This is a genomic window from Saltatorellus ferox, assembly GCA_007751475.1.
Classification (GTDB): domain Bacteria; phylum Planctomycetota; class UBA1135; order UBA1135.
The window spans coordinates 3466738-3490680 of the sequence record CP036434.1 but is presented as its reverse complement, the minus strand read 5'-3'; the positions used below and the strand labels follow the sequence as shown (position 1 = coordinate 3490680).

Annotated in this window: 22 protein-coding genes; 2 read left to right on the top strand and 20 right to left on the bottom strand. The window is 66.6% G+C overall.

Going from position 1 to position 23943, the window contains the following annotated elements; translation table 11 throughout:
- Window positions 1-57: 57 nt before the first annotated feature.
- Together Poly30_RS12465 and Poly30_RS12460 are read right to left on the bottom strand one after the other, a co-directional pair.
- A complete protein-coding gene (locus Poly30_RS12465) occupies window positions 58-987 on the bottom strand; it encodes a DMT family transporter (protein ID WP_145197746.1) in 930 nt (309 codons plus the stop codon).
- A gap of 32 nt (window positions 988-1019) precedes the next feature.
- Entirely contained in the window at window positions 1020-2615 is a 1596-nt protein-coding gene (locus Poly30_RS12460) for an efflux transporter outer membrane subunit (protein ID WP_145197743.1), read from the bottom strand.
- A 102-nt stretch (window positions 2616-2717) separates the two neighbouring features.
- On the opposite strand from Poly30_RS12460, the gene Poly30_RS12455 reads away from it, so the two are divergent.
- On the top strand, window positions 2718-4289 hold the full coding sequence (locus Poly30_RS12455; protein ID WP_419191302.1) for a M28 family metallopeptidase: 1572 nt from the start codon (window positions 2718-2720) through the stop codon (window positions 4287-4289).
- Window positions 4290-4304: 15 nt separating this feature from the next.
- Here the strand turns inward: Poly30_RS12455 and Poly30_RS12450 are convergent, their stop codons facing one another.
- From Poly30_RS12450 to Poly30_RS12410, 9 genes are all read right to left on the bottom strand, one after another.
- Complete coding sequence (locus tag Poly30_RS12450; RefSeq protein WP_145197739.1) at window positions 4305-6119, bottom strand: sodium:solute symporter family transporter; 1815 nt, start codon at window positions 6117-6119, stop codon at window positions 4305-4307.
- On the bottom strand, window positions 6116-7201 hold the full coding sequence (locus Poly30_RS12445; protein ID WP_145197737.1) for a hypothetical protein: 1086 nt from the start codon (window positions 7199-7201) through the stop codon (window positions 6116-6118). The genes Poly30_RS12450 and Poly30_RS12445 overlap by 4 nt, the downstream gene beginning before the upstream one ends.
- A gap of 32 nt (window positions 7202-7233) precedes the next feature.
- Window positions 7234-7992, bottom strand: coding sequence for a glucosamine-6-phosphate deaminase (locus Poly30_RS12440; RefSeq protein ID WP_419191301.1), 759 nt, complete (start codon window positions 7990-7992; stop codon window positions 7234-7236).
- A 90-nt stretch (window positions 7993-8082) separates the two neighbouring features.
- Entirely contained in the window at window positions 8083-8859 is a 777-nt protein-coding gene (locus tag Poly30_RS12435) for a copper homeostasis protein CutC (RefSeq protein ID WP_145197733.1), read from the bottom strand.
- Window positions 8860-8946: 87 nt separating this feature from the next.
- Window positions 8947-10083 carry a citrate synthase gene (locus Poly30_RS12430; RefSeq protein ID WP_419191300.1) on the bottom strand — a complete coding sequence of 379 codons (1137 nt, stop codon included), beginning with the start codon at window positions 10081-10083 and terminating at the stop codon, window positions 8947-8949.
- A gap of 76 nt (window positions 10084-10159) precedes the next feature.
- Window positions 10160-11650, bottom strand: a complete 1491-nt coding sequence (locus Poly30_RS12425) for a leucyl aminopeptidase family protein (protein ID WP_145197729.1) — start codon at window positions 11648-11650, stop codon at window positions 10160-10162.
- 63 nt (window positions 11651-11713) lie between these two features.
- Complete coding sequence (locus Poly30_RS12420; RefSeq protein ID WP_145197727.1) at window positions 11714-13396, bottom strand: electron transfer flavoprotein-ubiquinone oxidoreductase; 1683 nt, start codon at window positions 13394-13396, stop codon at window positions 11714-11716.
- Between the two features lie 99 nt (window positions 13397-13495).
- Complete coding sequence (locus Poly30_RS12415) at window positions 13496-14224, bottom strand: molybdenum cofactor biosynthesis protein (RefSeq protein ID WP_145197725.1); 729 nt, start codon at window positions 14222-14224, stop codon at window positions 13496-13498.
- A 76-nt stretch (window positions 14225-14300) separates the two neighbouring features.
- Window positions 14301-14846, bottom strand: a complete 546-nt coding sequence (locus tag Poly30_RS12410) for a single-stranded DNA-binding protein (RefSeq protein ID WP_145197723.1) — start codon at window positions 14844-14846, stop codon at window positions 14301-14303.
- Window positions 14847-15015: 169 nt separating this feature from the next.
- Between Poly30_RS12410 and Poly30_RS12405 the strand changes: the two genes are divergently transcribed.
- Window positions 15016-15384 (top strand): PilZ domain-containing protein, encoded by a 369-nt coding sequence (locus tag Poly30_RS12405; RefSeq protein WP_419191299.1) that lies wholly within the window; start codon window positions 15016-15018, stop codon window positions 15382-15384.
- Window positions 15385-15427: 43 nt separating this feature from the next.
- Here Poly30_RS12405 and prmC read toward each other — a convergent pair whose 3' ends face one another.
- From prmC to Poly30_RS12360, 9 genes are all read right to left on the bottom strand, one after another.
- Complete coding sequence (prmC, locus tag Poly30_RS12400; protein ID WP_419191298.1) at window positions 15428-16393, bottom strand: peptide chain release factor N(5)-glutamine methyltransferase; 966 nt, start codon at window positions 16391-16393, stop codon at window positions 15428-15430.
- 62 nt (window positions 16394-16455) lie between these two features.
- Window positions 16456-17226, bottom strand: a complete 771-nt coding sequence (locus Poly30_RS12395; RefSeq protein WP_145197719.1) for a hypothetical protein — start codon at window positions 17224-17226, stop codon at window positions 16456-16458.
- Window positions 17227-17344: 118 nt separating this feature from the next.
- The gene (prfA, locus tag Poly30_RS12390; RefSeq protein WP_419191297.1) at window positions 17345-18445 is read right to left on the bottom strand and encodes a peptide chain release factor 1; all 1101 of its coding nucleotides are present in this window, start codon (window positions 18443-18445) and stop codon (window positions 17345-17347) included.
- Window positions 18446-18513: 68 nt separating this feature from the next.
- Window positions 18514-18738, bottom strand: coding sequence for a 50S ribosomal protein L31 (gene rpmE / locus Poly30_RS12385; RefSeq protein WP_145197717.1), 225 nt, complete (start codon window positions 18736-18738; stop codon window positions 18514-18516).
- A gap of 110 nt (window positions 18739-18848) precedes the next feature.
- Window positions 18849-19460: a Maf family protein gene (locus Poly30_RS12380; protein WP_419191296.1), complete on the bottom strand. Its 612-nt coding sequence runs from the start codon at window positions 19458-19460 to the stop codon at window positions 18849-18851.
- 66 nt (window positions 19461-19526) lie between these two features.
- Window positions 19527-20843: a P83/100 family protein gene (locus Poly30_RS12375; RefSeq protein ID WP_419191295.1), complete on the bottom strand. Its 1317-nt coding sequence runs from the start codon at window positions 20841-20843 to the stop codon at window positions 19527-19529.
- A gap of 157 nt (window positions 20844-21000) precedes the next feature.
- Window positions 21001-21432, bottom strand: coding sequence for a 30S ribosomal protein S16 (gene rpsP, locus Poly30_RS12370; protein ID WP_145197713.1), 432 nt, complete (start codon window positions 21430-21432; stop codon window positions 21001-21003).
- 305 nt (window positions 21433-21737) lie between these two features.
- Entirely contained in the window at window positions 21738-23348 is a 1611-nt protein-coding gene (gene ffh / locus Poly30_RS12365) for a signal recognition particle protein (RefSeq protein WP_145197711.1), read from the bottom strand.
- Window positions 23349-23534: 186 nt separating this feature from the next.
- Window positions 23535-23942, bottom strand: a complete 408-nt coding sequence (locus Poly30_RS12360) for a CoA-binding protein (RefSeq protein WP_145197709.1) — start codon at window positions 23940-23942, stop codon at window positions 23535-23537.
- Window position 23943 lies beyond the last annotated feature (1 nt).

The following is a 23943-nucleotide window of genomic DNA, read 5'->3' as shown; positions in this document are numbered from 1 at the left end:
CAGCATGGACACGCCGCCAGGCTTTCAGGATTGGGCTCGTTCGAGCTCATCGTTCGTTCAACTGGAGGTATCGGGGAGGGGTTGCTGGGTCCCGGCAGGCTGGAGCGCCTGAGGCGCGACTTGCTTCGTGCCCGGCTTGCGCAAGACGAATGCGCAGCCGGTGAGGATCAACGCGAGGCCCGACAAGGTCCACGCGGTAACCGGCTCCTCACCGATCCCCGCGCCGATCAAGAGCGCTATCGCGGGGTTGACATAGGCAATCAACGACAGAGATACCGCGCTCGATGTCCGAAGAATCCAGAGGTAGAGCGTGAAGGTCAGCACGGTCCCCATACCGGCGAGGTACACGATGCTGCCGACCGCGCGGGGTTCCGTCGGCAGCACGACTCTCCCCTCCACGAAGTAGGCCACCGTGAGTAGGATCACCGCGGCTGACACGAGCGCAGCCCGATTGAGAAGCGCCGAACTCACCCCGCCGCCGTGCTTCTTGATGTAGAGCGTGCCGAACGCGGAGACGACAGGACTGATCAGCAGCACACTCCCCCGAAGGAGAGCGTCGCCACCCACCGCCCGGATGTCGGTGAAGAAGAGCAGCAGAACGCCGAGAAACCCCACGAAGAGACCCATCCACTGTGAGCCTTGGATCCGCGAGCCCGGCAGGTACACGTGGGCGATCAGCGCCGTCAAGATCGGATAGATGCCCCAGAGCACCGCGGCGAGGCTCGAGGGCAGCGTCTGCTCCGACCAGTACACGATCCCATAGCTGATCGAAAAGTTGCCGAGCGCCATGGCAGCGATCAACCGCGGCGTCGGCGCGGTGCCGCCCTCACGCCGGCCGATGCTCCCGGCGATCGGGACCATGATGAGCGACGCCACGGCAAAGCGCAGCCCCGCGCTTCCGAGGGGCTCCATGTGTTCGAGCCCCTCACGAATCACGTACCAGGTGGTTCCCCAGACCAGGCACATGACGGCCACCGCCGGGATCAACCAGGGGGATCGGCCAACTGACTCCCCTCCGGTCAAAGGCTGGAGTCCACCTCTGTGGAAGCGTCACCTTCTCCTTCTGCATCCCTTCGCACGTTCTCGCCGACGGCTTCCACGTCCACTTCCCCGGCCTCCGACTCGACCATGAAGTCCCCGCCGAGCGCCACGTGGAGATCGACGCGCGCCTGGTAGAGCTCGCGGCGCGCCGCAAGATACGCGGACTCGGCCACGAGCTGGCGACGCTGCGACTCGAGCACGAGTTCGATGCTGACGAGTCCTTCCTTGTACTGCTCGTCGCTCAGCGAGGTGGCCTCCGTGGCTGACTCCACCGCCGAACTCAAGAACCCGAGCCTCTCGCGCAAGAGCCGCTCCGCGTCCAGAGCGTTCTCCACCTCGAAGAAGGCGTTGAGCGCGAGCGCCGCGAACTGCGCGCGCGCCGCTCGCATCTCGGCGAGCGCCTCGTCGATACGCGCGCGACGACGACCGCCGTCGAAGAGCGGCGCGGTCAGTGAACCGGCGATGGACCAGATCGTGAAGTCTCCATCGAGCAGATCATCGAACATGTTGCTCGTGCGACCTCCCGAAGTGGTGAGAGCCAGCGCTGGCCAGCGGTCGAGACGAACGGCGCGCGCCTGAGACTCCGCTGCCGTCATGCGATGCTCCGCGGCGACGAGATCAGGCCGACGGGCGAGAACGTCCGCGGGTACGCCCGCTGGCACGGCAGGCGGCATCGGACCGAAGTCCTCCACCGACTCGAGTTCCGCGCCGGGGAAGCGACCGAGGAGCGTCTCGATCTGCCGGGAAGCCACTCGGTAGCTCCGACGCGCCGCGACCGCCGACGCTGCGCTCGTCGATACGTTGGCTTCCGCGAGCCGCAGGTCGAGCGCACCGCTCAGGCCAGCCTCGAAGCGATCGCGCACGACCTGGGCGCTGTCCTCGTAGGTCTTCGTGGTGCGCTCGGCGAGCTCCAGCTGCTGAGCGGCTTCGCGCAGTGCGAACCAGGAGTTCGTCACCTGCGCCGCGATGCTGAGCCTGGCTCCCTGGAGGTCCGCGAACGATGCGGCGACCTCGGCGTCGGCAGCGTCCACCGATGCGGAGAGCTTGCCCCAGAGGTCAAGTTCCCACGACGCGCCAAGCCCCACGTTCCACTGGTTGAACAGAGCCGAAAGCGGCCCGGTCGAGCCGGGAATCGGAAGACCCACGAAGATGTTCTTCGTGCGCGCGTACTGTGCATTCGCGTCGAGTTGCGGAAGCCGCGCCGACCTTGCCACCTGGCTCCTCGCCGCGGCACCCCGGAGCCGCTGCGCGCTCGCGATGAGGTCGTGGTTGTGCTGGAGAGCCTCGACGACGAGGTCGTTCAGTACGCTGTCTTCGAACGTCGTCCAGAAGGGACCGCCGTATTCCTGCTCGCCGGCGGTCGGATACTCGCCGGGCGCGGCTTCGGATTCCCAGCTGTCCCGCAGTTCGCCGCGGAGGATTTCCTGGACCTCCGGACGGTCCTCGTCCGCATTCGGGCCGACACAGCCGGCGCTGAAGAAGAGAACGGGCGCTCCCAGGAACAGAGCGAGCCCAAGGGCGGAGGCAGACGTGGAGGCACCGCGCGAACGGGTGGGTTGCCGTGGAACTTGCATGGGTGCAGCTTAGAATGTCAGGCCACCCCGAGCGACCTCCTTCAACGGCCAGTTCCGATGCCTGAAACCCGATCGCCCCTTCCTTTCCCCCTGCTCATGGCCGTGCTTCTCACCACGGTAGGCTCGGCGGGGGGCGCGGCCAGCGCGGGTCGCTCCGCTCCCCCCTGCACGTCGGCGATCCAGGAAGAACTCCCGCTGGGTCCACCCGTCCTCGTCAACGCCGGCGTGAGCGCTGCGGAAGCCGTCGAGCTGGCGATCGCCGGTCGAGTGAGCGACGATCGGGCGGCTCGAACGGTGCGCGAACTCGTGGCCCTCGGCGCCCGCATGGGCGGAACCGAATCGGGTGAAGCGGCGGCCACCTACCTCGAGCAGGCATTTCTGGGGCTCGGTCTGCCGACCGAGCGAGTCCTCGCACCCGCGAAATGGTGCCACGAGGCGACGGATTGGAGCGTGGTCGCCCACATCGAAGGGGAACCGGACTGGGCCCTTGTGCGTACCTGGCCGCTCGGATTCTCGCCCGCTGGCGCAGGCCAAAAAGTCGAACTCAGCCTCGAGTCCACGCCCGGAAAAGCCCTCCTCGCGGAGGGGTTCAGCGCGACGCCACGGGGCGAAGAACCCTGCGCCGTGGTGCTCGACTCCGGCGCCACCACGGCCGACGGCGAATGGCCGATGTGCCGCCCCCACGCCCGGCGCCAGAAAGCGCGCGTGGCCGTCTTCGGGATCTCCAAGCCGGACTCAGCGCGACTACGTGCTGCGCTCGAAGCGGGCAAGGCGGTGACGATCGACTGGCACCTCGTGACGACCGTCAAGGAAGCGGCACCGATCACCGTGGTCGCGACGCTGGCGCCTGCGCCCTCGGGAGACGACTCGGGAAACGAGTGGGACGTCTCGGTGCTGCCCTCCATCGGCGACACCACCCCATCCACCTCGATCGGGCACGTACTCATCTGCGCCCACGGCGACTCGGACAGCGGCGGCCCCGGCGCCAACGACAACGCTAGCGGCGTCGCGATCGTATTGGAGATGGCGCGCGCCTGGAAGGCAGCGATCGAGGCCGGCGAGATCCAGCCACCGCCCGTGGAAGTTCGCTTCGCGATCTGGGGCTCCGAGATCCATTCCACGAAGGCTTACCGCGACTCCGCCTTCGGACGAGGCGTGCTCGCCGTCCTCAACTTCGACCAGGCTGGCTACGGAACGACAGGCGAGCGACTCCACATCGAGCCCGACGACCTTCCAGCGACTCAGCCCTACGTTCTACTGGCCGCGGAGGTCCTTCGTCAGTTCGCGGACCAGCCAGGGTTCCCGAAGAACTGGGCCACCAACAAGAGTCTCGGCGGGACCGACAGCTACCTCTTCTCGGGCTGGAAGCGTTTCCGCGAAGAGCAGTTCCCTTCCGTGACGATGTTCACGAGCGCATGGGGCCAGGCGGACGAGCATCCCCGAACGGCGGGCATGCCAGGCGAGTCGTGGCGGGACCGGGAGAGCGTCCTGATGGACTACGACATCCACTACCACTCCAGCGGCGACACCCCGGAGAACACGACCGACAAGGAGCCCCACAACATGGGCTGGTGCGCTCGGGTCGGTCTCATCACGACGCTGCGCTACCTGCAGCGCATGTCTGCGGAGGTGCCGCGGGAGGTGCCTTCGGACTCGCCCTCGGGCGGCAAGTAGAAGCCCTCGCCTCGATCAGCGCCGGCGGCCGTGCTTGTCGAGGAGCAGCGCGTAGAGGAACGTGACCGTGCTCCCGACCGGGACGTACCAGGACCAGGCGATCGACTTGCCGTCGTCGAAGTCTCCCACCTCGGCCACTCGCGTGAGCAGGAAGAGCGAGAACCCGTAGAGGAGCGTCTGGATCGCGCCGAAGGGCTGGCGCCGACGCGGGAGTCCGACGACGAGCCAGAGCCCGAAGACGATCGAAACGGCCCACCAGCTCGCGCGATAGGCGGCGTCCCCGTGCCAGATGGCGAACAGCACCGTGAGGACGCCCAGCGGCGCCGACCACATGAACCCGGCCGAACCGCGCGCATGCCGCGTGTCCTTCAGATCGTCGGACTGCGGGAGCCAGCTGAGCGCGAAGCCTGCCAGGAGCGGGCCACCGATCAGAGCCGACATCGCGAGCGCGAGGTTGAGGAGGTTGTCGTAGCGAGCCTCGACCGACTGCATCGCGAGCGCCACGAACGCGAGCACGCCGGCCCAAAGAGCGACGATGACGCGGCTGGCGCGCAGGTTGGAGCGCGACTCCTCGGCTTCGGTCATGTACGACGGCCCTTTTCTTTCGCGCCACGGCGTCCAGAGGGTGGCGAGGGTCGTCTGCCCGAGCGCCGCCAGGATGGAATCCAGACTGGAGATCGCGGCCGCGAAGGCCGCAGCCAGCACGAGGCCGCGGACCCCGACGGGAAGTTCCTCTCGCACGAACACGGCGAGGATCCGCTCTGGCTTGGCACCGTCGGCCGTCAGTGCGGCCGCGACGTCGCTCATGGAGTGCGTGGAGTAGTAGCCGAGCAGTCCGATGCCCACGAGGAACGCGAGGCCGATCACGAGGACCGAGAGGTAGCTCCCGACCATGGCGAGCTTCGCATCGCGCTCATTCTTACAGCAGAGCAGACGCTGAACGATCAGCTGATCCGTTCCGAACGAGCCGACGTAGCCCCAGCTGATGGCGAAGATCACGGCGACGAGCGTGTACGGTTTGGTGAACGCAAAGTCGGTGTCGATGAACTGAAGACGGCCCGATTCCCTGGCGATGTCGATGGACGCCATGAGCCCGCCGTCCGTTCCCGCGTGGAGTACGAAGAGCATCCCGATGAGGCCCGCGAGGAACATCAGGAACAGGAAGGCGTCGGTCCAGATCACGGTCGCCACGCCGCCGAGCCAGGTCCAGAGCAGGGCCACGAGCGCGATCGCCGCCACCGCCGAGGCGATCGGCGAGAGCCCCGTGTAGGAGGCGACGACGTCCAGTTCTTCCTTCGCCAGCACCTCGATGATGACCGCGGTGATGTAGACGCGAGAGGCCTGGGCGAGGAGGCCGCCGATCATGAACAGCCCGGTCGTCATCTTCTTGACACCGGAGCCGAGGCGGTTGCCCATGTACTCGTACGGGCTGTACACCTCGCGCTCGTAGTACGCGGGGACCAGCACGAACGCGACGATCAACCGGGCGACGATGGCGCTGAAGACACCGACCTGGAGGTACAGGAGCGTGCCACCCGTGCGCCAGATCATGGACGGCACCACGAAGAACGTGACGGCCGAGATCTCGGTCGCGATGATCGAAGCCGAGACCGCGTACCAGGGAAGGCGACGGCCCCCGAGGTAGAAGTCGCGGACGGTCTCCTGGCGGCCAGCGAGGCGCTCGCCCATGATCGTGATGGCCACCAGAACCGCGAGAACCACGACCCAATCGATCCAGCTGAAGCCTCCACCGAGGGATGGGACCTGTGAAGGAGCCACCTCCGCCGCGGCTTGACAGAGGAGCGCAGGAAGAAGAGCGAGGGCAGTCATGGTCTGGTCTGGGCGGACGGGGCCACCGTGGAGGCTGCGCCGATCACGGCCGCCGAGTCCTCCTGGGAGACCTGGATCAACCCAGGCGGGAGAATGTATTCATGGAGTCCGGAGCCTTCCGGCTGCTCGGAAGCGACGATCAAGCCGCGAATTCTGGCCGCATCGTCGCGATCGTGGAGCCCTCGCGCCAGACCCTCTTCGAACGGATCCAGCAAAACTCCACGGAGCCTCGAATCCGACGAGAGACGACCGACGAGGCCGCCTAGCAAGAGCCGAGAGGGCGGCGGAGCAGGATTCGGATGATGGCGATCATCCGGCACCGGCCAGTCGAGCAATCGGCGCGCTGCCTCTTGCCCGAGCGCGAGGGCAGAGGCGCAGAGTAAATCGCGAGCCCGCGGGTCGGACTCGCGCGCCGCGACGAAGAGTCGCTTGGATCGATCGCCGGGAAGGCAAAAGCGCTCATCGAGTGCGCGGAGGCCCAGGTCGAGGCGTCCCCCGTGGGGCTCGGTGGCGGTCTGAACGATGCGGCCGCGGGCGACCCTGGCCCAGTGAACGTCGCTCTCCCAGATGAGGGCGACCGCGTCCGGCACGCCTGCCAGGCCGCCGAGCGCGGAGTGCATCTCACCCAGGGCGCACGCTTCCCCCGGGGTCAGCGCCCGGCCGATCGGCGACGCGAGGTCGATGTTGCGCCCGCGAAGAGCCTGTTCGAGATCCGCCACGAAGTCCTTCACCCGCGCACCGCCTTCGGCGGCCTCGACCTCGCGACCTCGCGGTCCCAGGCGAGCTTCGAGGCAGAGCCCGACGCGCGGCTTCCCCCCTCGCAGGCCGAATGTCAGCTTGGCGATACTGTTCGCGACGGTCTCCACCCAGGCCTGACCCGCGCGCGCCTCGTTGCCGGCGGCGGTGCTCCCTGCGAGCTGGCGCTCGACGGTGAGCGGCAGGAAATCCATCGGGCCGTCCACATCCTCGACGACTCGCCTGCCCGCTGAGCGCATCCTGCCGAACGGAGTGACCGACACGAGCTGGGCCTCCACGCGCTGGGGAGAGGCGACAACACCGATCAACGGGGAGGCGGTCTCCATCGCAAGCCCGTCCGAAGGGTCAAGGGAATCCGTCAATGCAGAAGCCGGGCTGCATCGCGATCGAGATGGACGGCGAGATCTCCGTGACGACCGCGGAGGAAGGTGCAGGGAGTCTCGGGATCCTCCTCACCGTGAAGCATCCGCTCCACGACCGGAGCCTTCGCCTCGCCGAACGCCAGCACCCGCAGAGCCCGTGCCTCCAGGATCGTTCCCATCCCCATCGTGATGGCGCGCTCCGGGGTTCCTGCCAGCCCACCGAAACTCGGCGCTGCATCAGCGCGCGTCGCGCCGTGAAGCTCGATCACGCGCGTTCGCGAATCCGGGCTGGAGCCCGGCTCGTTGAAGGCGATGTGGCCGTTTCGACCGATCCCCAGGAGCTGGAGGTCGATCCCACCCGCGGCCTCGATGGCCGATTCGTAGTCCCGGGCAGCGCCCACCGCGTCGGTCTGCGCGCGTTCTGCGTCGGGAAAATGAGCGTGCTCCGACGGGATCGAGAGCGGGCCGAACAGATGCAGCTCCATGAAGTGACGGAACCGCTTCGCATCGTCGACGGCAAGCCCAAGGTACTCGTCGAGGTTGAACGTGCGTACCCGCGAGACGTCCAGGCTCCGCGCGCGGGCTTCACGAACGAACGCCGCATAGACGCCCACCATCGTTCCGCCAGTCGCGAGTCCGAGGACGGCATCCGGCTTCGCCTCCACGAGATCCGCCAGCTCGAGAGCCGCCGCAACCGCACCCTCGTCCGCGCTCCCATGGATGGTCACGATCGGGGGTCGGCTACTCTTTTCCATGGCGCTGCCTCGACTGGCGCTGGCCGGATCAGCGACCCGGCTCTCAGAGGACTCACTTGGCAACATGCCGCCCAGTCTACCGGCCCCCCGCTATCGAGACGAGGATCGAGCGGCCTCTACGAAGGCTCTGGCCGAGGAAGGATCGAGTTGAGAGCGGGTATCCTCGCGCAAGGAGCCTTCGGCGGCGCCCATTCGAACGGGTGCGGCGCCCGTTCGGCCATGGGACGACGAAGGGACGCGCCGACTGCAGCTCCCGTGGATCGCGGGCGCTCCGGTGCTGCGCAGGACCTCGGCGGCGTTTCCACCGTGAATCCCTCCGGCCGCGACGATCTCGAGATCCTGCCCGAAGGCGTCGACCAGGCTGCGGATCCGAACGGCCCCATCGATCGCCGACTCCGCGCCACCCGAGGTGAGAAGCCGCGCGACCCCCAGTTCGATCAGCGTGCGGACGGCCTCCACCGGCTCCGCGACGTGATCGATGGCCCGGTGAAACGTCACCTTCAGCGGCGCGGCGGCCTCGACGAGCGCGGCCATGCTCGCTGCATCCACCCGACCGTCGGGCCCAAGGACCCCCACCGCCACGCCCTCGGCTCCGACCTCGCGAGCGGCAGCGATTTCCGCCACGAGCAGCGCCAGTCCTCCGGGCCCATCGAGGAGGAAGTCACCCCGCCGGGGGCGAATCAGCGCCACGATGCCGACGCCGGTCGGATGGCTCTTCGCGAGCGCCACCGCAGCCCGCAGGAACCCGATCCCGGGAGTGACGCCCCCGACCTCGAGCGCTGCGCATAGCTCGATCCGATCCGCGCCCGCCTGGAGCGCGGCCTCGACCGAGGTCAGATCCGTGCAGAGAAGTTCGGCAATGGCCATGGAAGAATGCACAGGAAGCTGCCGCAGACCCGGGATCCGCGGCAGCCTCCGATGGGGGCAGAGCGCGAACGCTCCTGGCAGATGGAATCAGCGCTTGTCGATCGAAACGTACGCGCGCTGGCGCTTGCCCTTGTAGATCTGGCCGGGACGGAACAGCTTGTTGTCCAGCATCTGCTCCGACCAGTGCGCGCAGTAACCGGCGACGCGGGCCATCGCAAAGATCGGCGTGAAGACGTCCGTCGCGAGGCCAAGCTTCTCGTAGACGAGACCGCTGAAGAAGTCGACGTTGGGGTAGATGCCGCGTGATCCCAGCTTCTCCGTGACCACCTGCTCGAGCTTGAGCGCGATGTCGTACTTGGGCGTGCTACCGAGCTTGCCGAACATCTCGTTCGCGAGCAGCTGGAGGTTCTTGGCGCGCGGATCCTTGGTCTTGTAGACGCGGTGCCCGAAGCCCATGACCTTCTCCTTGCGCTCCGACTTGCCCTCGAACCAGGCCTCGACGTTGGAGAGATCCCCGATCGTGCCGAGCTGGTTCAGCACTCGCTCGTTCGCCCCGCCGTGGAGCGGCCCGAACAGGGCGCCGACCGCGCCGCTGCAGGACGTGTAGGGATCGTTCTCGGTCGAAGCCACGACGCGGCAAGCGAACGTCGACGCGTTCATCGTGTGCTCGGCGTGCAGCACGAGCGCGCAGTCCAGCGTCTTGGCCGCGACCTCATCCGGCTCCTCGCCGTCGAGACACCAGAGGAAGTTGGCGGCGGTGCCGAGCCCTTCCCTGGGCGCGACGTACTCCTTGCCAGCGCGGACGCGCTCGAAGAGGGCGACGAGCACAGGCGTGGCCGCGATGACCCGGCGCGTTGCTTCGTCGCGGGACGCCGCGTCCTTGAGGTCCACCTTGGGAGCCACCATGCCGAGCCCCGCCAGCGAGGCCTGGAGGGCCTGCATCGGGTGACCGGTGCGAGGGAAAGCCTTCACCATCGAGACGAGTGCCTCGGGAAGGACGCGAAGGCGCTCGAGGTCCGCGGTGAAGGCCTTCAGCTCTTCCGCCGTGGGGAGCTCGCCGTAGAGAAGCAGCCAGGCCACCTCCTCGTAGGTGCTGTGCGCGGACAGCTCCTCGATCGGATAACCGCGGTATTCCAGGACACCCGCCTGGCCGTCGATGAAGCTGACCGAGGATTCCGCGGCCGGAATTCCGGCCAGACCAGGAACGAGTTCGGGGGATGACACGTGGAGGCTCCGAAGTGAGTAGGGAAATCGAGAAACAGGAAGAGGAGGCAGTGCCAGGATCGACCTGCAGGACAGGCTACCTGGAGCCTGAGCGGTGAAGAAGGTACTCGACCAGAAGCCGCGCGCCGACCCCTGATCCCGTGGACCCGCCGACCCAGTCGCGATCTCGGGTGTTCCAGGCCGTACCGGCGATGTCCAGGTGGGCCCAGGCGCGCTCATCCGATACGAAATGGGAAAGGAATGCCGCCCCCTGGCTGGGGCCGGCTCCCATCGCTGGCGAACCGATGTTGGCGAGGTCCGCCGACTGGCCTTTCATGCCTTCCTTGTGGGCATCGAGCAGCGGGAGAGGCCAAACGGGCTCGCCGGCGATCGCCCCGGCCGCCAGGAGGTCGTCGCGGAGTTCCGTGGTGGAGGCGAACATCCCGGTTACCTCGTGGCCGAGGCCGACGATGACCGCACCGGTGAGGGTGGCGAGGTCGATGATGGTGTCGGGCTTGATCTTGCTCTCCACGTAGTTGAGGGCGTCCGCCAGGATCAGGCGGCCCTCGGCGTCCGTGTTCAGGATCTCGACCGTCGTGCCGTTCATCGCCTCGTGGATGTCACCGGGCTTCGTGGCGTTTCCGTCGATCAGGTTCTCGGAGGAGGGAACCACGCCGTGGACCTCGAACGGGACATCCATCTGGCTGAGCGCATGAAGAGCTCCCAGCACGGCGGCACCACCGGACATGTCGAAGCGCATCTCGTCCATCTTGGGCGACGGCTTCAGCGAGTACCCGCCCGCATCGAAGGTCAGGCCCTTGCCGACGAACGCGATCGTCCCCTTCGACTTGCCCTTGGGCTTGTAGGTCAGGTGAATGAGCTTCGCGGGCTCGGTCGAGCCCTGGGAGCAGCCGAGGAGCAGGCCCATGCCCATCTTCTTCATGGCCGCCTCGTCGTGGACCTTGACCGTCACCTGGGGGCTCAGCTTGGCGATCCCCTGGGCAGCCTTGGCGAGCGCGGTCGGGGTGATCACGTTGCCCGCGCCGTTCTGGAGGTCCCGGGTGAACATGTTCGCGGCGGCGAGGATCTCACCGCGCTGCGCGCCTTTCTTGAACTGCGAACCGGCGCCCCCGAGGACGATCTGCTTGAGCGGCGAAGCCGCGTCCTTGGCGACCTTGGCGCTCTTCGAGGACAGGTATTCATAGCCCGCCATCAGCGCGCCTTCGGCAGCCGCGCACCCGGCGATCTCCCCCCCACCCGCGGCCTCGGACGCCACTCCGCTGACCTCGATGTGGACAGAACCGACCTTGCGCTTCTTCGCCTCTTTGACGGCGACGGCCGACGCGCGCCGGATGGCCTCCGCGTCGATCTTGCTGGACTCGCCGAGCCCGATGAGAAGAACCTCGCTCGCGCTCCCGCCGCTCGCAAAGGTGGAGCGGGTCGCGCGCGGCTTTGCGTCGAACTTGGCGACGAAGCCCTCGGGGACGTCCACGCCCTGGGGCACGTCGACATCGGATCCTGATGCGACCAGAAGAGCCAAGAGGTCGACTCGGGTCGGCTTGCCGACGTCTTTGATGGTGAGTTTCATAACGCGATCGTGGGGCGCCGTGGGGACGAGCCCCGAAGGGGAAGGAACAGGGTGCCCGCTGGGCTACATCCCGATGTACTTGGGACCGCCGCCGCCTTCCGGCACGACCCACTCGATGTTCTCGTACGGATCCATGATGTCGCACGTCTTGCAGTGGACGCAGTTCGAGGCGTTGATCAACACGGCCTCCGAGCCCTCGGGCCACTCGTAGACGGCCGCCGGGCAGAAGTGCTGGCACGGATTGCCGTACTCCTTGGTACAGCGATCGGTGCAGATCGAGGGGTCGTTGACCAGAAGGTGCGCGGGCTGGTCCTCCTCGTGGATCGCTCCCGAGAGATAGACGTCCGTGAGCTTGTCCATCGACGCCTTGTCGTCGAACTTCGGCTTGGTCATCTTCGACTTCGAGACCGGCGCCATGGTCTCATGGTCGCTGTGGCCGGGCCGGCGCGCGACGAGGCCGCGGCCGCCGGTGACCATCTGGAACGCGAAGTCGAGGCCGCCTTTCACCATCCCGCCCGCAAAGGCCTGGCGGTAGTTGCGGTACTTCCAGAGCTCTTCCTTGGCCCAAGAGGCCTCGTAGGCGTCCTGGTAGCCCTTCAGGCTCGCCATCGAGCTGTCGCCCTTCTTCAGCGCGGCGAAGATCGCCTCGGCGGCGAGCATGCCGGACTTGATGGCGAGGTGAATGCCCTTGAGCGTGGCGGCGTTCAGGAAGCCGCCCGTATCGCCGACAAAGACGAATCCGTCCCCGTAGAGACGCGGCTGGGAGAAGTAGCCGCCTTCGGGCACGCACTTGGCACCGTAGTTGATCGGCTTGCCGCCTTCGAGCAGACGGGCAATCTTCGGGTGCTGCTTCCACTGCACGAAGAGCGCGTGGGGGTCGAGCTTGGCGTCCGGATGATCGAGGCCCGCGACGAAGCCGAGCGAGAGCTTGTTCTCGGCGAAGCCGTACACCCAGGAACCGCCGTAGGACTTCATGTCCAGCGGGTAGCCGCCGGTGTGCATGACCTGGCCGTGCATCTCCTTGCCGATCTCTGGCGTGACTTCCCAGATCTCCTTGATGCCGGTGCCGTACGTCTGCGGGTTCTTCCCGTCCATCACGTCGAGGCGACGAAAGAGATTCTTCGCGAGGTTGCCGCGCACGCCTTCGGCGAACACGGTCACCTCGGCGCTGACGTCCATGCCCGGCTCGAACGTCGCCTTCTTCGAGCCATCCTTGGCGATGCCGCTGTCTCGCGTCTGGACGCCGATCACCCTGTCAGTCCCCTCCTCGAAGCGCGTTTCCGCGACGGGAAAGCCCGCGTAGATCTCGACGCCGATTTCTTCGGCCTGTCCCGAGAGCCAGCCGACCACCTCGTTCAGCGACACCATGACGTTTCCATGGTTGCGGAGCGGCGGAGGGCAGAGGATCCCCTTCAGCTTCGTGCTGCCACCGCCGGGCTTGAGCATCTCTGCCCAGTCCTCGCGGATCTCGGACTGGATCGGGAAGCCCCGCGCCTTGTAGTCGGGGAAGAGCTCTGCGATGCCCTTGGGATTCATCACCGCGCCGGAGAGCGTGTGGTGCCCGACTTCCTCGGCCTTGTCGAGAACCAAGACCGTGCGCTCCTCGTCGCCGGACTCCTTCAGGAGGCGCGAAAGGTGAATGGCGCAGGAGAGCCCGGCGGGTCCAGCGCCGACGATGCAGACGTCCACGGGAAGCTCTTCCCGTTCTACATCAGGCGCATTGAGGGAGATCTTGGTGGGCTTCATGGGTGAGGGCCAGCGAGTGGGGAGCGTGGGCGTGAGATCGATGGTGCCGGGCGAGGAATACAGCGAGCAGTGGGCCGAGCAGTATAGGGACCTGCGGCCTCAGGAACGATCGCCGATCCAGTGGTGTCCGTCGCCGTACACCTCCTTTTTCCAGACCGGGAGACGCTCCTTGAGGGTGTCGATCAGGAATCGAGCTGCGCGAAACGCAGCATCCCGGTGTGGGCTGGCGACCGCGATCGCTACCGAGGGTTCGCCGACACCGACGACGCCGACGCGGTGAACCACCAGCATTCGGAGGCGGTCCGCCCCCTGGTTGCCCTCGGGCCCGAAGGCCTCCAGGCAGTCCGCGAAGATCCGCCCCATCTCGGGACCGGTCATCTCCGTGAACGCCTCGTAGTCGAGTTCGACGACGTCCTGGCCCCGATTGGTCTCCCGGGTCACGCCGGTGAAGAGCACGATCGCGCCGCAGCTCGGGTGCGAAACGCGCGCCTGGATGGCCGCGACATCGAGCGCATCCGCGCGGAGTTCGAAGATCCCGCTCTCGAGCGAATCCCCCTGCTCGCTGGTGCCACCGCTGGAGGGTGCCCCGCCGCTGACCGGCGGTAAGAATGCCACCTCGGCGCCCTCCATCACCACGGTCTCAGGGCTCGCATAAGTCGTACCGATCACCCCGGCGACCGGCCCGAGGTCGCCAAGGCGAGGCTCGGCCTCTGCGGCCAGTCGCTTGAGGTCGGCGATGGTCGACCCAACGGGAACATCCGTCAGCTCGAGGGTGCCGCGCCCCGCGCGCTCGCGAAGCGCCGCAAAAAGACGTATCTGGACCCTCATAGGCGGTGGATCGGGTCGGACCTGCCGGAGCACGCTTCGCGCCCCCGGCGGGTCGACGGGGGCACTGGAAGGGGCACTAGAACGGGGTGTCGTCGTCACCCAGGAACTCCGAGCCGCCGCCGCTGGAGTCGCCGCCAGAGGAAGCGCCGCCGTAACCGCCGCCCCCGTACCCGCCGCCGGCACTTCCCGAGGAAGCCTGCTGATACCCGCTCCCTCCGCCGTAGCCGCCGCCGGAGGACGATCCCGAGCTATCGTAACCGCCGCCCCCGCCGCCGCCTTCACCCTTGCCGCCACCCACGAACTCCCAGTTGTTGGCCACCACGTAGAGCTTGCTGCGCTTCTGGCCGCTCTCCTTGTCCTCCCACTGGTCGAAGCGAAGCTCCCCGTCGATGAACGCGGAGGAGCCCTTCTTGTGGAACTTCTCGAACGCCTCGCCGCGCTTCCCGAAGATCGTGACGTCCACGAAGGTGGCCTCTTCGCGCCACTGGTCGGTCTGGGCGTCCTTCACCCGCCGATTGACCGCCAGCCCGACCTTGCAGACGGCGAGGTTGCTCTGGGTGTAGCGAAGTTCGGGGTCGCGGGTCAGGTTGCCCATCAGGACGACCTTGTTATATGAAGCCATGGTGTTCGCCCGGCGCCAGGCCGGAGGTGAGTCGAGGATCAGGGTCCAAGCGGCGCTCGCAGAATCGCATTCTGTGGCGCAGGCTCCCGGGCAGTGTATACATTGTCTGGCGCCAGGGCACTCCTGTAAGGTGCGGCCCACCGTCCTGCCCCACCAAAAATCTGCTCCCATGACCCAGTCATCCCCCAACGCCGCCGACCGCCCCACGGGACGTGAACGTCGCAAGCACGACCGCGCCCGCGCCGACCTGCCCATCACCGTGGTCCTCGACGACGGCGTGCACGAGGCGAAGATCCGCGACGTCAGCCGTGGAGGAGTCTGTTTCTTCCTCGATCGCCCCGTACCCGAGATGACCGCGCTCAAGATCGAGTTCGATCTTCCCGTGGCCGTCGGCATCCGGCGAATCAGCGGCCATGGAGCGGTCGTGCGCTGCGAAAAGATCGGCAAGCACATCGATCACTACGAGATCGCAGTGTTCATGCAGGACATGGCCTCTCCCGATCGCGACACGATCGCCCAGTACGTGCAGTCAGCCTGACGAGCGCGTCCCGTCACCCGGTGCGCGGCAGGGACCTTTCGGGCTACGTGGGCCTTCCGAACTCGGCCACTCGAGGGATGCCTGCGAGGTCGCGGTGGAGCGTCAGCTCCACTGCGCCGCCGGGCAGCTGACCGAGCACCCCAGCGAGTCGAGCTCCCTGGAGGTGCCCGAGTTCCACGAGACAGCGACCGCGCTCGACTGCCAGAAGAGCGCCTGCGCGCTCTGCGAGCGAGCGCACCCAGAAGTCCGGGTCTTCGGCGGGCGAGTAGAGAGCGAGTGGCGGCTCATGCTCACGCACCTCGGCACTCAGCGTCTCGCGCTCACGGGGCTCGATGTACGGCGGATTGCTGACCACGAGGTCGAACGGACCGTGCTCCTTCGCGAGCGCCAGCGCCACCTCCAGTCCGTCGCCGTGATGGAAGCGGACCGCCGCGCCGAGAGCTTCCGCGTTCTTGCGGGCCCAGACGAGCGCCTCCTCGGACAGATCCACCGCGTGAACCTCTGCTTCCGGGATCACCAGGGCCAGCGTGACCGCCAGGCAGCCTGATCCCGTCCCGATATCCAGGAGCCGAATGGGCTCGACGACGGCGTCGCGGTCGGCCTCCAGGGACTCACCCCCTGGCTCGGCTTCGCGCCACCCCGAAATGATCTCCCGGGCTCGGTCGACGATGAGCTCGGTTTCGGGCCTCGGGACGAGCACGCCAGGCCCCACGAAGAAATCGCGCGCATAGAACTCGCGCGCGCCCACGATGTAGGCCGTGGGCTCGCGACGTCCGCGCCGCACGAGCAGGTCCCGGGCGCGATCCACTTCCGCCGGAAGTAGCGGCTGGTCCAGCCGCATGTAAAGCCCCAGTCGATCCAGACCGAGGGAATGGCCGACGAGAAGCTCTGCTTCGAGGCGAGCCTCCCCCAGCCCCTTACGCTCCAGGAAGGCACGCGCCAGGGCCAGCATCTCCCGGGCGTCCTTCGGCGCGGGCGGCCGCCCCGTGGAAGGAGCGGCGCCCGGCACGACGCCAGGTCCGGAAACCGGATCAGAGACTGGGCGGGGATCCGACAACGGTTCGCGTGGACTCAGGAGCGTCGAGAGGAGCGCTCGTTCTTGCGACGCTCACGCTCGGCGGCTTTCTTGATGTCGCCCTCGACCTTCGCCTGACGCATCGACACGTACATGGTGTACATCGCCATGATGCCAGCGGCCGCGACGATCAACGAACCGAGGATGCCCACGATCTTCAGGCTGCCATCGCCGCCCAGCGCCGTGAAGACATGCAGGGAACCGGCCACGGCCGGGCCGAGGAACATGAGCGGGAAGATGGGGTTGAACTTTCCGCCGTACTCGTAGGCCTGGATGTGCGCGAAGGTCGCGAGGCCGAGGAAGAGCGTGCCGAACTCGAGGAGGGCGCGCAGGCTGTAATGGTCCTCGACCTTCGCGTCCTCGGCCCCGACGAGCGCAGCGTCCGTGAGTCCCGCAAACTCACCGTTGACGAAGTACGAGCTTCCCATCGTCCAGGCGACGACCAGGGCCGCCACGAAGAGCACGAGCCCGACGATCGTGCCGGCCATCGGGTGCGCGCCGGCGATCGACTTCACGAGGCCGTTCGCCTTCGCGCCAGCGTTCGCCTTGGCGGCCTCCAGCATCACGAATCCACCGGCCAGGGTCAGCGCCGTCGCGATGGCCCAGGCGGTCCACGGCATGTGGCCCTGGGTCGAGATCGAGGTCATCCAGGGAAGGATGGCGCCAGCGATCAGCACGAGGCTCGCCTTACGAAGCAGCTGCGGTGCCTGCTCCATCTCGCGCTTGGGTGGCGTGCCAGCTGAAGATTCACGTGTCTCGTCACTCATGGATACGTTGCCCTGATGCTGGGTCAGGGTCGGCGCCAGCGGACCGGCGCGGTCGGGGGGGGGAAAAGGGGTCAGATGAGAAGGGCCGCGTGGGCCGGGGCGCCGGAAGCGCCTTGGATCACGCGTCGATCAGATGGGAGAGCCGGGACTTCTTCTCCATCTCGTCGAGCGCCTCGATGACCGGCTCGAGCCGGCCTTCGATGACGCTGTCCAGATTGAAGTTCTTCGCGCCTCCGTCCTCGAGGCGATGCTCGGTGACGCGGTTCTGGGGGAAATTGTACGTTCGGACGCGCGCGTTGCGGTCACCCGTGCCCACCAGGGTCTTCCGGGCCTGCGAGCGCTCGGCCGCGAGGCGGGCCACTTCCGCCTCCATGATCCGGGATCGCAAGATTCGCATTGCCTTCGCCTTGTTCTTGGCCTGGCTCCGCTCATCCTGACAAACGACCACGATCCCCGTCGGTTCATGGGTAATCCGAACGGCAGATTCGACCTTGTTGACGTGCTGGCCGCCCGCGCCGCCCGCCCGCATCGTGTCGATACGAAGATCCGTGTCGAGGATGTCCACGTCGGCCTCTTCAGCCTCGGGTAGGACGGCGACCGTGGCGGCAGAGGTGTGGATCCTCCCCTGGGTCTCCGTCGTGGGAACTCGCTGGACGCGATGACCACCGGACTCGAACCGAAGGAGGCGCCAGGCGTTGTCGCCCGCGACGCTGAAGACGACCTCCTTGAAGCCGCCGACGTCGCTTTCGTTGACGTTGAGTAGCTCGACCTTCAGCTTGTGGACGTCGCAGAAGCGCCCGTACATCCTGAACAGGTCGTGGGCAAAGAGGGTGGCCTCATCGCCACCGGTCCCGGCCCGGATCTCGACGATGACCCGGGAACGTTCGTCCTCTGGATCGGCGATGAGGGCGAGCTTGATCTCCTGATCGAGGACCTCCTCCTCTTCGCCGAGTCCCGCAAGGTCCTCCTTCGCCAGGTCCACGAGGTCGGCATCGCTCCCGTCCGCCAGGATGCTCTCCGCCTCCGCGCGACGCTCGATCATCGCGCGAGCCGCCGCGTACATCTGATGGGAATGCTCAAGGCTCCCGCGCTCCCGAAGGAGCGCTGGGAGCCTTTTCTGGTCCGAGGCGATTTCCGGTTGACCGATCAGCCCCGTGATTTCCTCGAACCGAGCCGCGCGTTCGCGCAGCGCCTCCATGAGCACTGGATCGAAGTTCACGGCCTGGGGTTCGCGTTCGAGAAGCTACAGTCCAAAAATCGACGTACAGGAGTCACGGGGCGAAGCGATCAGCTCTCCTGGGAAGTCTTCGCGCTCTTCTTGGCGAACTTGCGCTTGAAGCGGTCCACGCGACCGGCCGCATCGACGAACTTCTGGTTCCCCGTGTAGAAGGGGTGGCACACGTTGCAGATCTCGATCTTGAGCTCTTGAACGTTGGCTTTGGTCTCGAAGGAGTTACCACAGCCGCAGGTCACGGTGCAGTCGACGTAGTTGGGGTGCGTATTGGCTTTCATGGCTTGTTTTCGGTCCGTTGAGGCGTTCCATGGTGACGGAGCCGCCCGGATATAGGGGCGATGAGCATAGGCTCTGGGACCTGGACTTGCACGCTCCAGAACCCAGATGTTCACGGGAGAGCCGCGCAAGCCCTCCCGAGGAGAGCCAGGGTGCGCTCGACGGGGAGCCCGACGACGTTGTCGAATCCCCCACCCTCGAGCCTCTCGACGAACCTGTCCGCGCTCCCCTGAATGCCGTAGGCACCCGCCTTGCCCTCCCACTCACCGCTGGCGACGTAGGCAGCCAGCTCCTCATCGTTCAGCCGCCGCATGGTCACCCAGGTGGTTTCGTGATCCGCGAACTCGAGGGACACGTCACCGTCGACCCGCACGGCAGCGACCCCGGTAATCACCCGGTGCCGCGTCCCCGAGAGCGCCCGGAGCATCTCCAGAGCCTCCTGAGCATGGGCCGCCTTCTCCAGAAAGCGCCGCGCGGGATTCTCGTCCTCACCCAGAACGACCACGGTGTCCGACCCCAGGATCAGCGCAGCCGCGGGGCTGGCAGAGGCCTCGCTGGCCCGTCGGCCCGCGACCATCCTCGCCTTCCGGAGCGCCAGATCTTCGGCGATCGCGGCCGCGCCCAGCGCGAGGTTCATCGTCTCGTCTGCGTCGGCGGGCTCGACCTCGAACTTCAGGCCCGTGCGGCCCAGGAGATCGTGGCGGCGCGGCGAGGCAGAGGCCAAGACCAGCGTCCGCCCCGCAAGCGCTCGCTCCAATTCGGGAACACGATCCAAGGAACCAGAGAGCCCCTAGCGACGACGAACCGTGGGCTTCTTCGTGACCTTCTTCGACGTCGTCTTCTTGGTCGCAGCTTTCTTGCTCGCGGGCTTCTTGGCGGCCGCCTTCTTCGTCGTCGCCTTCTTGGTGGTCACCTTCTTCGTGGTCACCTTCGAATCCGACGAGCTCTTGGAAGTCGACGCCTTGGAGGCAGCCTTCTTCGCCGCGGGCTTCCTGGTCGCAGGCTTCTTCGCAGCCGCCTTCTTCGCCGTAGCCTTCCTGGTAGAAGCGGCGGCGTCCTTGGCAGCAGTTTTCGCCGCCGCCGGCTTCTTGGCGTCTGCGGGCTTCGCTGCCGCCTTCTTCGAAGCAGCTTTCTTGGCAGCCGCCTCCTTCTTCTCGGCGGCCTTCTTGTCGGCGGCAGCCTTCTTGATCTCGGCCTTCTTGGCAGCGGCCTCCTGCTTCTTCTTCTCTGCTGCGGCTGCCTTGGCCTTCGACTCCGCAAGCTTCTTCTCTTCCGCCTTCCGCTTACGCTCCAGCTCACGGGATCGCTTGCGCGCCTCCGCCTCGGCCTTCTTGCGGTCGCGCTCCTCTTCCTTGCGGATACGCTCTTCTTCGCGCTTCGACGCAGCCTCGGCACGGGCGATGGATGCCTCGCGCTCCTTCATCGTCTTGGTGCCGTAGGGCGTGGCAAGAAGCGACGGAACCGTCAGATAGATCGGGTTGCTTTCGTCGTCCCAGCGCTCGATGATTTCATGGAACGCGAGCGTGAACTCCAGTTCCTTGCCCTTTGGAACGAGCGGCTCGATCGCCGAACGCGCCTTCTTGACAGAAGAAGTGCGGCTGATGAGTTCGAGGCGATCCATGATCTTCATCAAGGCCGAGTGCACCGGGACCTGACCGTCCGTGGCGACCCAGACCAGATAAGCGGCGGCCGGAAGTCCGAGCGCACGGAGACTCATCGCCACCTTGCCAGCGGTCTGCTCGTCCTCTCGGAGTTCCTCGAGATCGAGGTGGTGGGTCTCCTGGAAGACGTCCTGCAAATAGTCCCTGAGCGCCATCGCTGCGTCCTTGCGCTCGCGCAGCATCTCGACGCCCTTCTTGCGAGTACTGGTCTTCAGGTGCTGGGCGATCTCCTGGGACTGGCTGACTCGGACCTCGTTCCAGTCATCGAAGGCCGCGCGGAGAGCCTTGACGGAGGCCTTGGCCTGCGTCTCGGTCATGTGCCGCATGAGAATCAGCACCGCACCCTGCTCCAGCAAGCTCACCCCCTCGAGTGGCTCCTTCGGAATGGGGTGACGGAGTTCAACCTCTTGGATGAGGCGAGCGACGAGATCGGTCTTCTTGCTCACGGTGCGGTTCTCGAGTTCGTGTGCGGGAGGTATTGGGGAGCACACAAGCGGACCGCCCTGACTCCTGGACAGTCGAGTCCTGGACGGTCGGGCGGTCCGCTTGATGCATTCGAGCCGAGGAGTCGCCTGGCGACCCCGGGCCATGGAATGGCGTCGCTTACTCGGCGCCAGCAGCCGCCGCCTTGGCGGCGGCACGCTTCGCGGCGATCCGCTCGGCCTGACGGGCCGACTTGCGCTCGGTGCGAACGTTCTTGTCCGCAGCGCGGCGGGTGCCCGTCGCGGTGGTCTTCTTGCGGCCGCTGCGGTCACGCTTGGCCTTGGGCTTCGGCTCGAAGTCGCCGGTGTAGACGTCGTGGCGCTTGAAGATAGATCGCACGGTCGGGCTAGGAACCGCGCCGACGCTGAGCCAGTGCTGGGCGCGGTCGACCTTCAGCGTGATCTGCTTCTCCTTGTCCCCCGCGATCGGGTCGTAGAGCCCGAGAGTTTCGAGGGAGCGGCCGTCACGCGGAAAGCGTGAATCAGCGACGGAGATGCGGTAGCAGGGTCGGTTGCGACGACCCGTGCGCTTCATGCGAATGACGACGGCCATGGATGTTATCGGGAGGCCACGGAGGGTGGCCCACGGAGGGTGGCTAAGAGGGAGGCGGGCGGAGACCGCCACCTGTGCAATGAAAAAGGAGCCGGGAGGAGCTCTTCCCAGTTTGGGCGGGAGCTCCGGGACGGCAGTGTCCTGAGGCGTCGAAACGCACAGGGGGTCGTCCGGGGTGGGCGGACTATCTGCGATCGACCGGAAGGGAAGCTCCCCTCCCGGGTTCCAAGCCGAAGAGGACACTAGAATGCGGGCCCCATGTCCAGCCTGGGCCCCCAAAAAGTCAGATTTGTGCCCGTCAGGGGTCAGCGCTTCTTGCGGTTCTGCTTCCGCTGCTTCGCCTTGGCTTTCTCTTTCTTCCGGTCGCGGTCCTTGGCGGAGCCGCGGGTGGCCGAGCTTCCCATGGGGCGAGCGGCGCCAAAAGGGTTGCCGTCGCCGGCCCCGAGGCCCTCCATCCCGGGGGGCATCTGCATGCCGCCGAGGCCGCCTCCGCCGCCGCCGAACATGCTGCCGAGGCCGCCGAGTAGACCGCCGCCCTTCCCCGCCTTGGGATCGACCATCTCTCCGGTCGGGGACAGGCCCGCCAGGGCCTCGCGCTTGCCCTTGCCGCCCATCATGGAACCGAGCCCCATCTTGTTGAGCTGCTTCATCATCTTGCGCATGTCCTTGAAGCGCTTGAGGAGCTCGTTGACGGCGCCGAGTTCCTGGCCCGAGCCCCTCGCGATGCGCCGCCTGCGGCTCATATCGAGGATCTCGGGCTCCAGCCGCTCCCGGCGGGTCATCGACGTGAACAGCGCCTCCAGGCGGTTCATCTGCTTGTCGTCGATATCGAGGTCCTTGGCGGCATTACCCATGCCCGGCATCATCCCGAGGACCTTCTTCATGGGCCCCATCTTCCGCACCATCCGGAGCATGCCGAGCATGTCCTCCAGGGTGAAGGAGCCCATGATCATCTTCTCGTAGGCCGCCTGGGCCTCGTCCTCGTCGATCCTCTGGGACGCGGTTTCCACGAGCCCGACGACGTCCCCCATGCCGAGGATCCGGCCCGCCATGCGGTCGGCGATGAACGGGTCGAGGTCATCGACCTTCTCGCCGGCGCCGAGGAAGAGGATCGGCGCGCCGGTGATTTCCTTGAGACTGACCGCCGCGCCGCCCCGCGCGTCGCCGTCCATCTTCGTGAGGATCACGCCCGTCAGGGTGAGGCGCGCGTGGAAGGCCTTCGCGGACTCGATGGCGTCCTGGCCGGTCATCGCGTCGACGACGAGGACCTGGTTGTGTGGCGAGGTCACGCGGGCGATCTCCGCCACCTCGTCCATCAGCGCATCATCGATGTGGAGGCGCCCCGCCGTGTCGAGAATGACGACGTCACAGCCCTGGGCCTTCGCTGCGGCGACACCGCGCTCGCATACGACGGGCGGCGTGACCCCTTCCTCGTGGAAGACAGGGATGCCGATGGCCTTGCCGAGGACCCGCAGCTGCTCGACGGCAGCGGGCCGCTTGACGTCCGCCGCGACCAGCATGGGCCGCTTCCCATGGCGCTCCCGCAGATGCTTGGCGAGCTTGGCGCAGGTCGTGGTCTTCCCCGCGCCCTGCAATCCAGCCATCAGGATGATGGTGGGCCCGACCTTGGCCATCTCGAGGGTCGCGTCCTCGGGCCCCATGAGCTCGACGAGCTCGGCGTGGACCGCGTGAACGAACTGATCCGAGGCATCGACCCCCTGGAGCCGCTTCTCCCCAAGCGCCCGATCCTTGACCCGTTCCGCAAACTCCTTGGCGAGCTTGAAGTGAACGTCAGCCTCCAAGAGAGCCTGACGAACGGCCTTCAGGCCTTCCTCGATGTTGGTTTCGGTGAGTTCCTTCTTCCCCTTGAAGAAGCCGAAGGACCCCGTCAATCGTTCCGTGAGCGTCTCGAACATGCGAGGAATCTACCAGCTCCCACTCCCGCCGTCTCGACCCGTCTCGAGATCAACATCCACCCGTTCCGGAACAAACGGACCAGGTCCATCCATTCCGGAACAAACGGACCAGGTCCGCTTGTTCCGGAACGGATGCACCTGGTCCGTTTGTTCCGGAATGGATGGACCTGGTCCGTTTGTGTCGGATTAGGGGTGTTCGCGGTAGCCCAGGACGACCAGGAGGCAGGGGCCGCCGTGGATTACAGAGGCGCCGGCGGCTTCGGCGAGCTTGATGGCCTCGGGATTCTCCGCTCCGGGCTGCATCCAGAGGTGGCGGATGCCCGCTTTCAGGGCCTCCTGGACCACCTCAAGGGTGATTTTCGGGGGCGTGATGATGGAGAGGCCGTGGATGGGCTCTGGCACGTCCGCCAGGCTCGCGTAGCAGGGCTCGCCCTCGATCTCCGTCGCTCTTGGGTTCAGCGGAAAGACGCGCCTGTCGTGCTGGAGATAGCAGCGCAGCACCTTGTTTCCGTACTTCTCTCGATTCGTCGACGCACCCGCGACGGCGAAGGACTCGCCGTCGAGGAACGCCTGGATGGCATCGTTCGAGGTCATG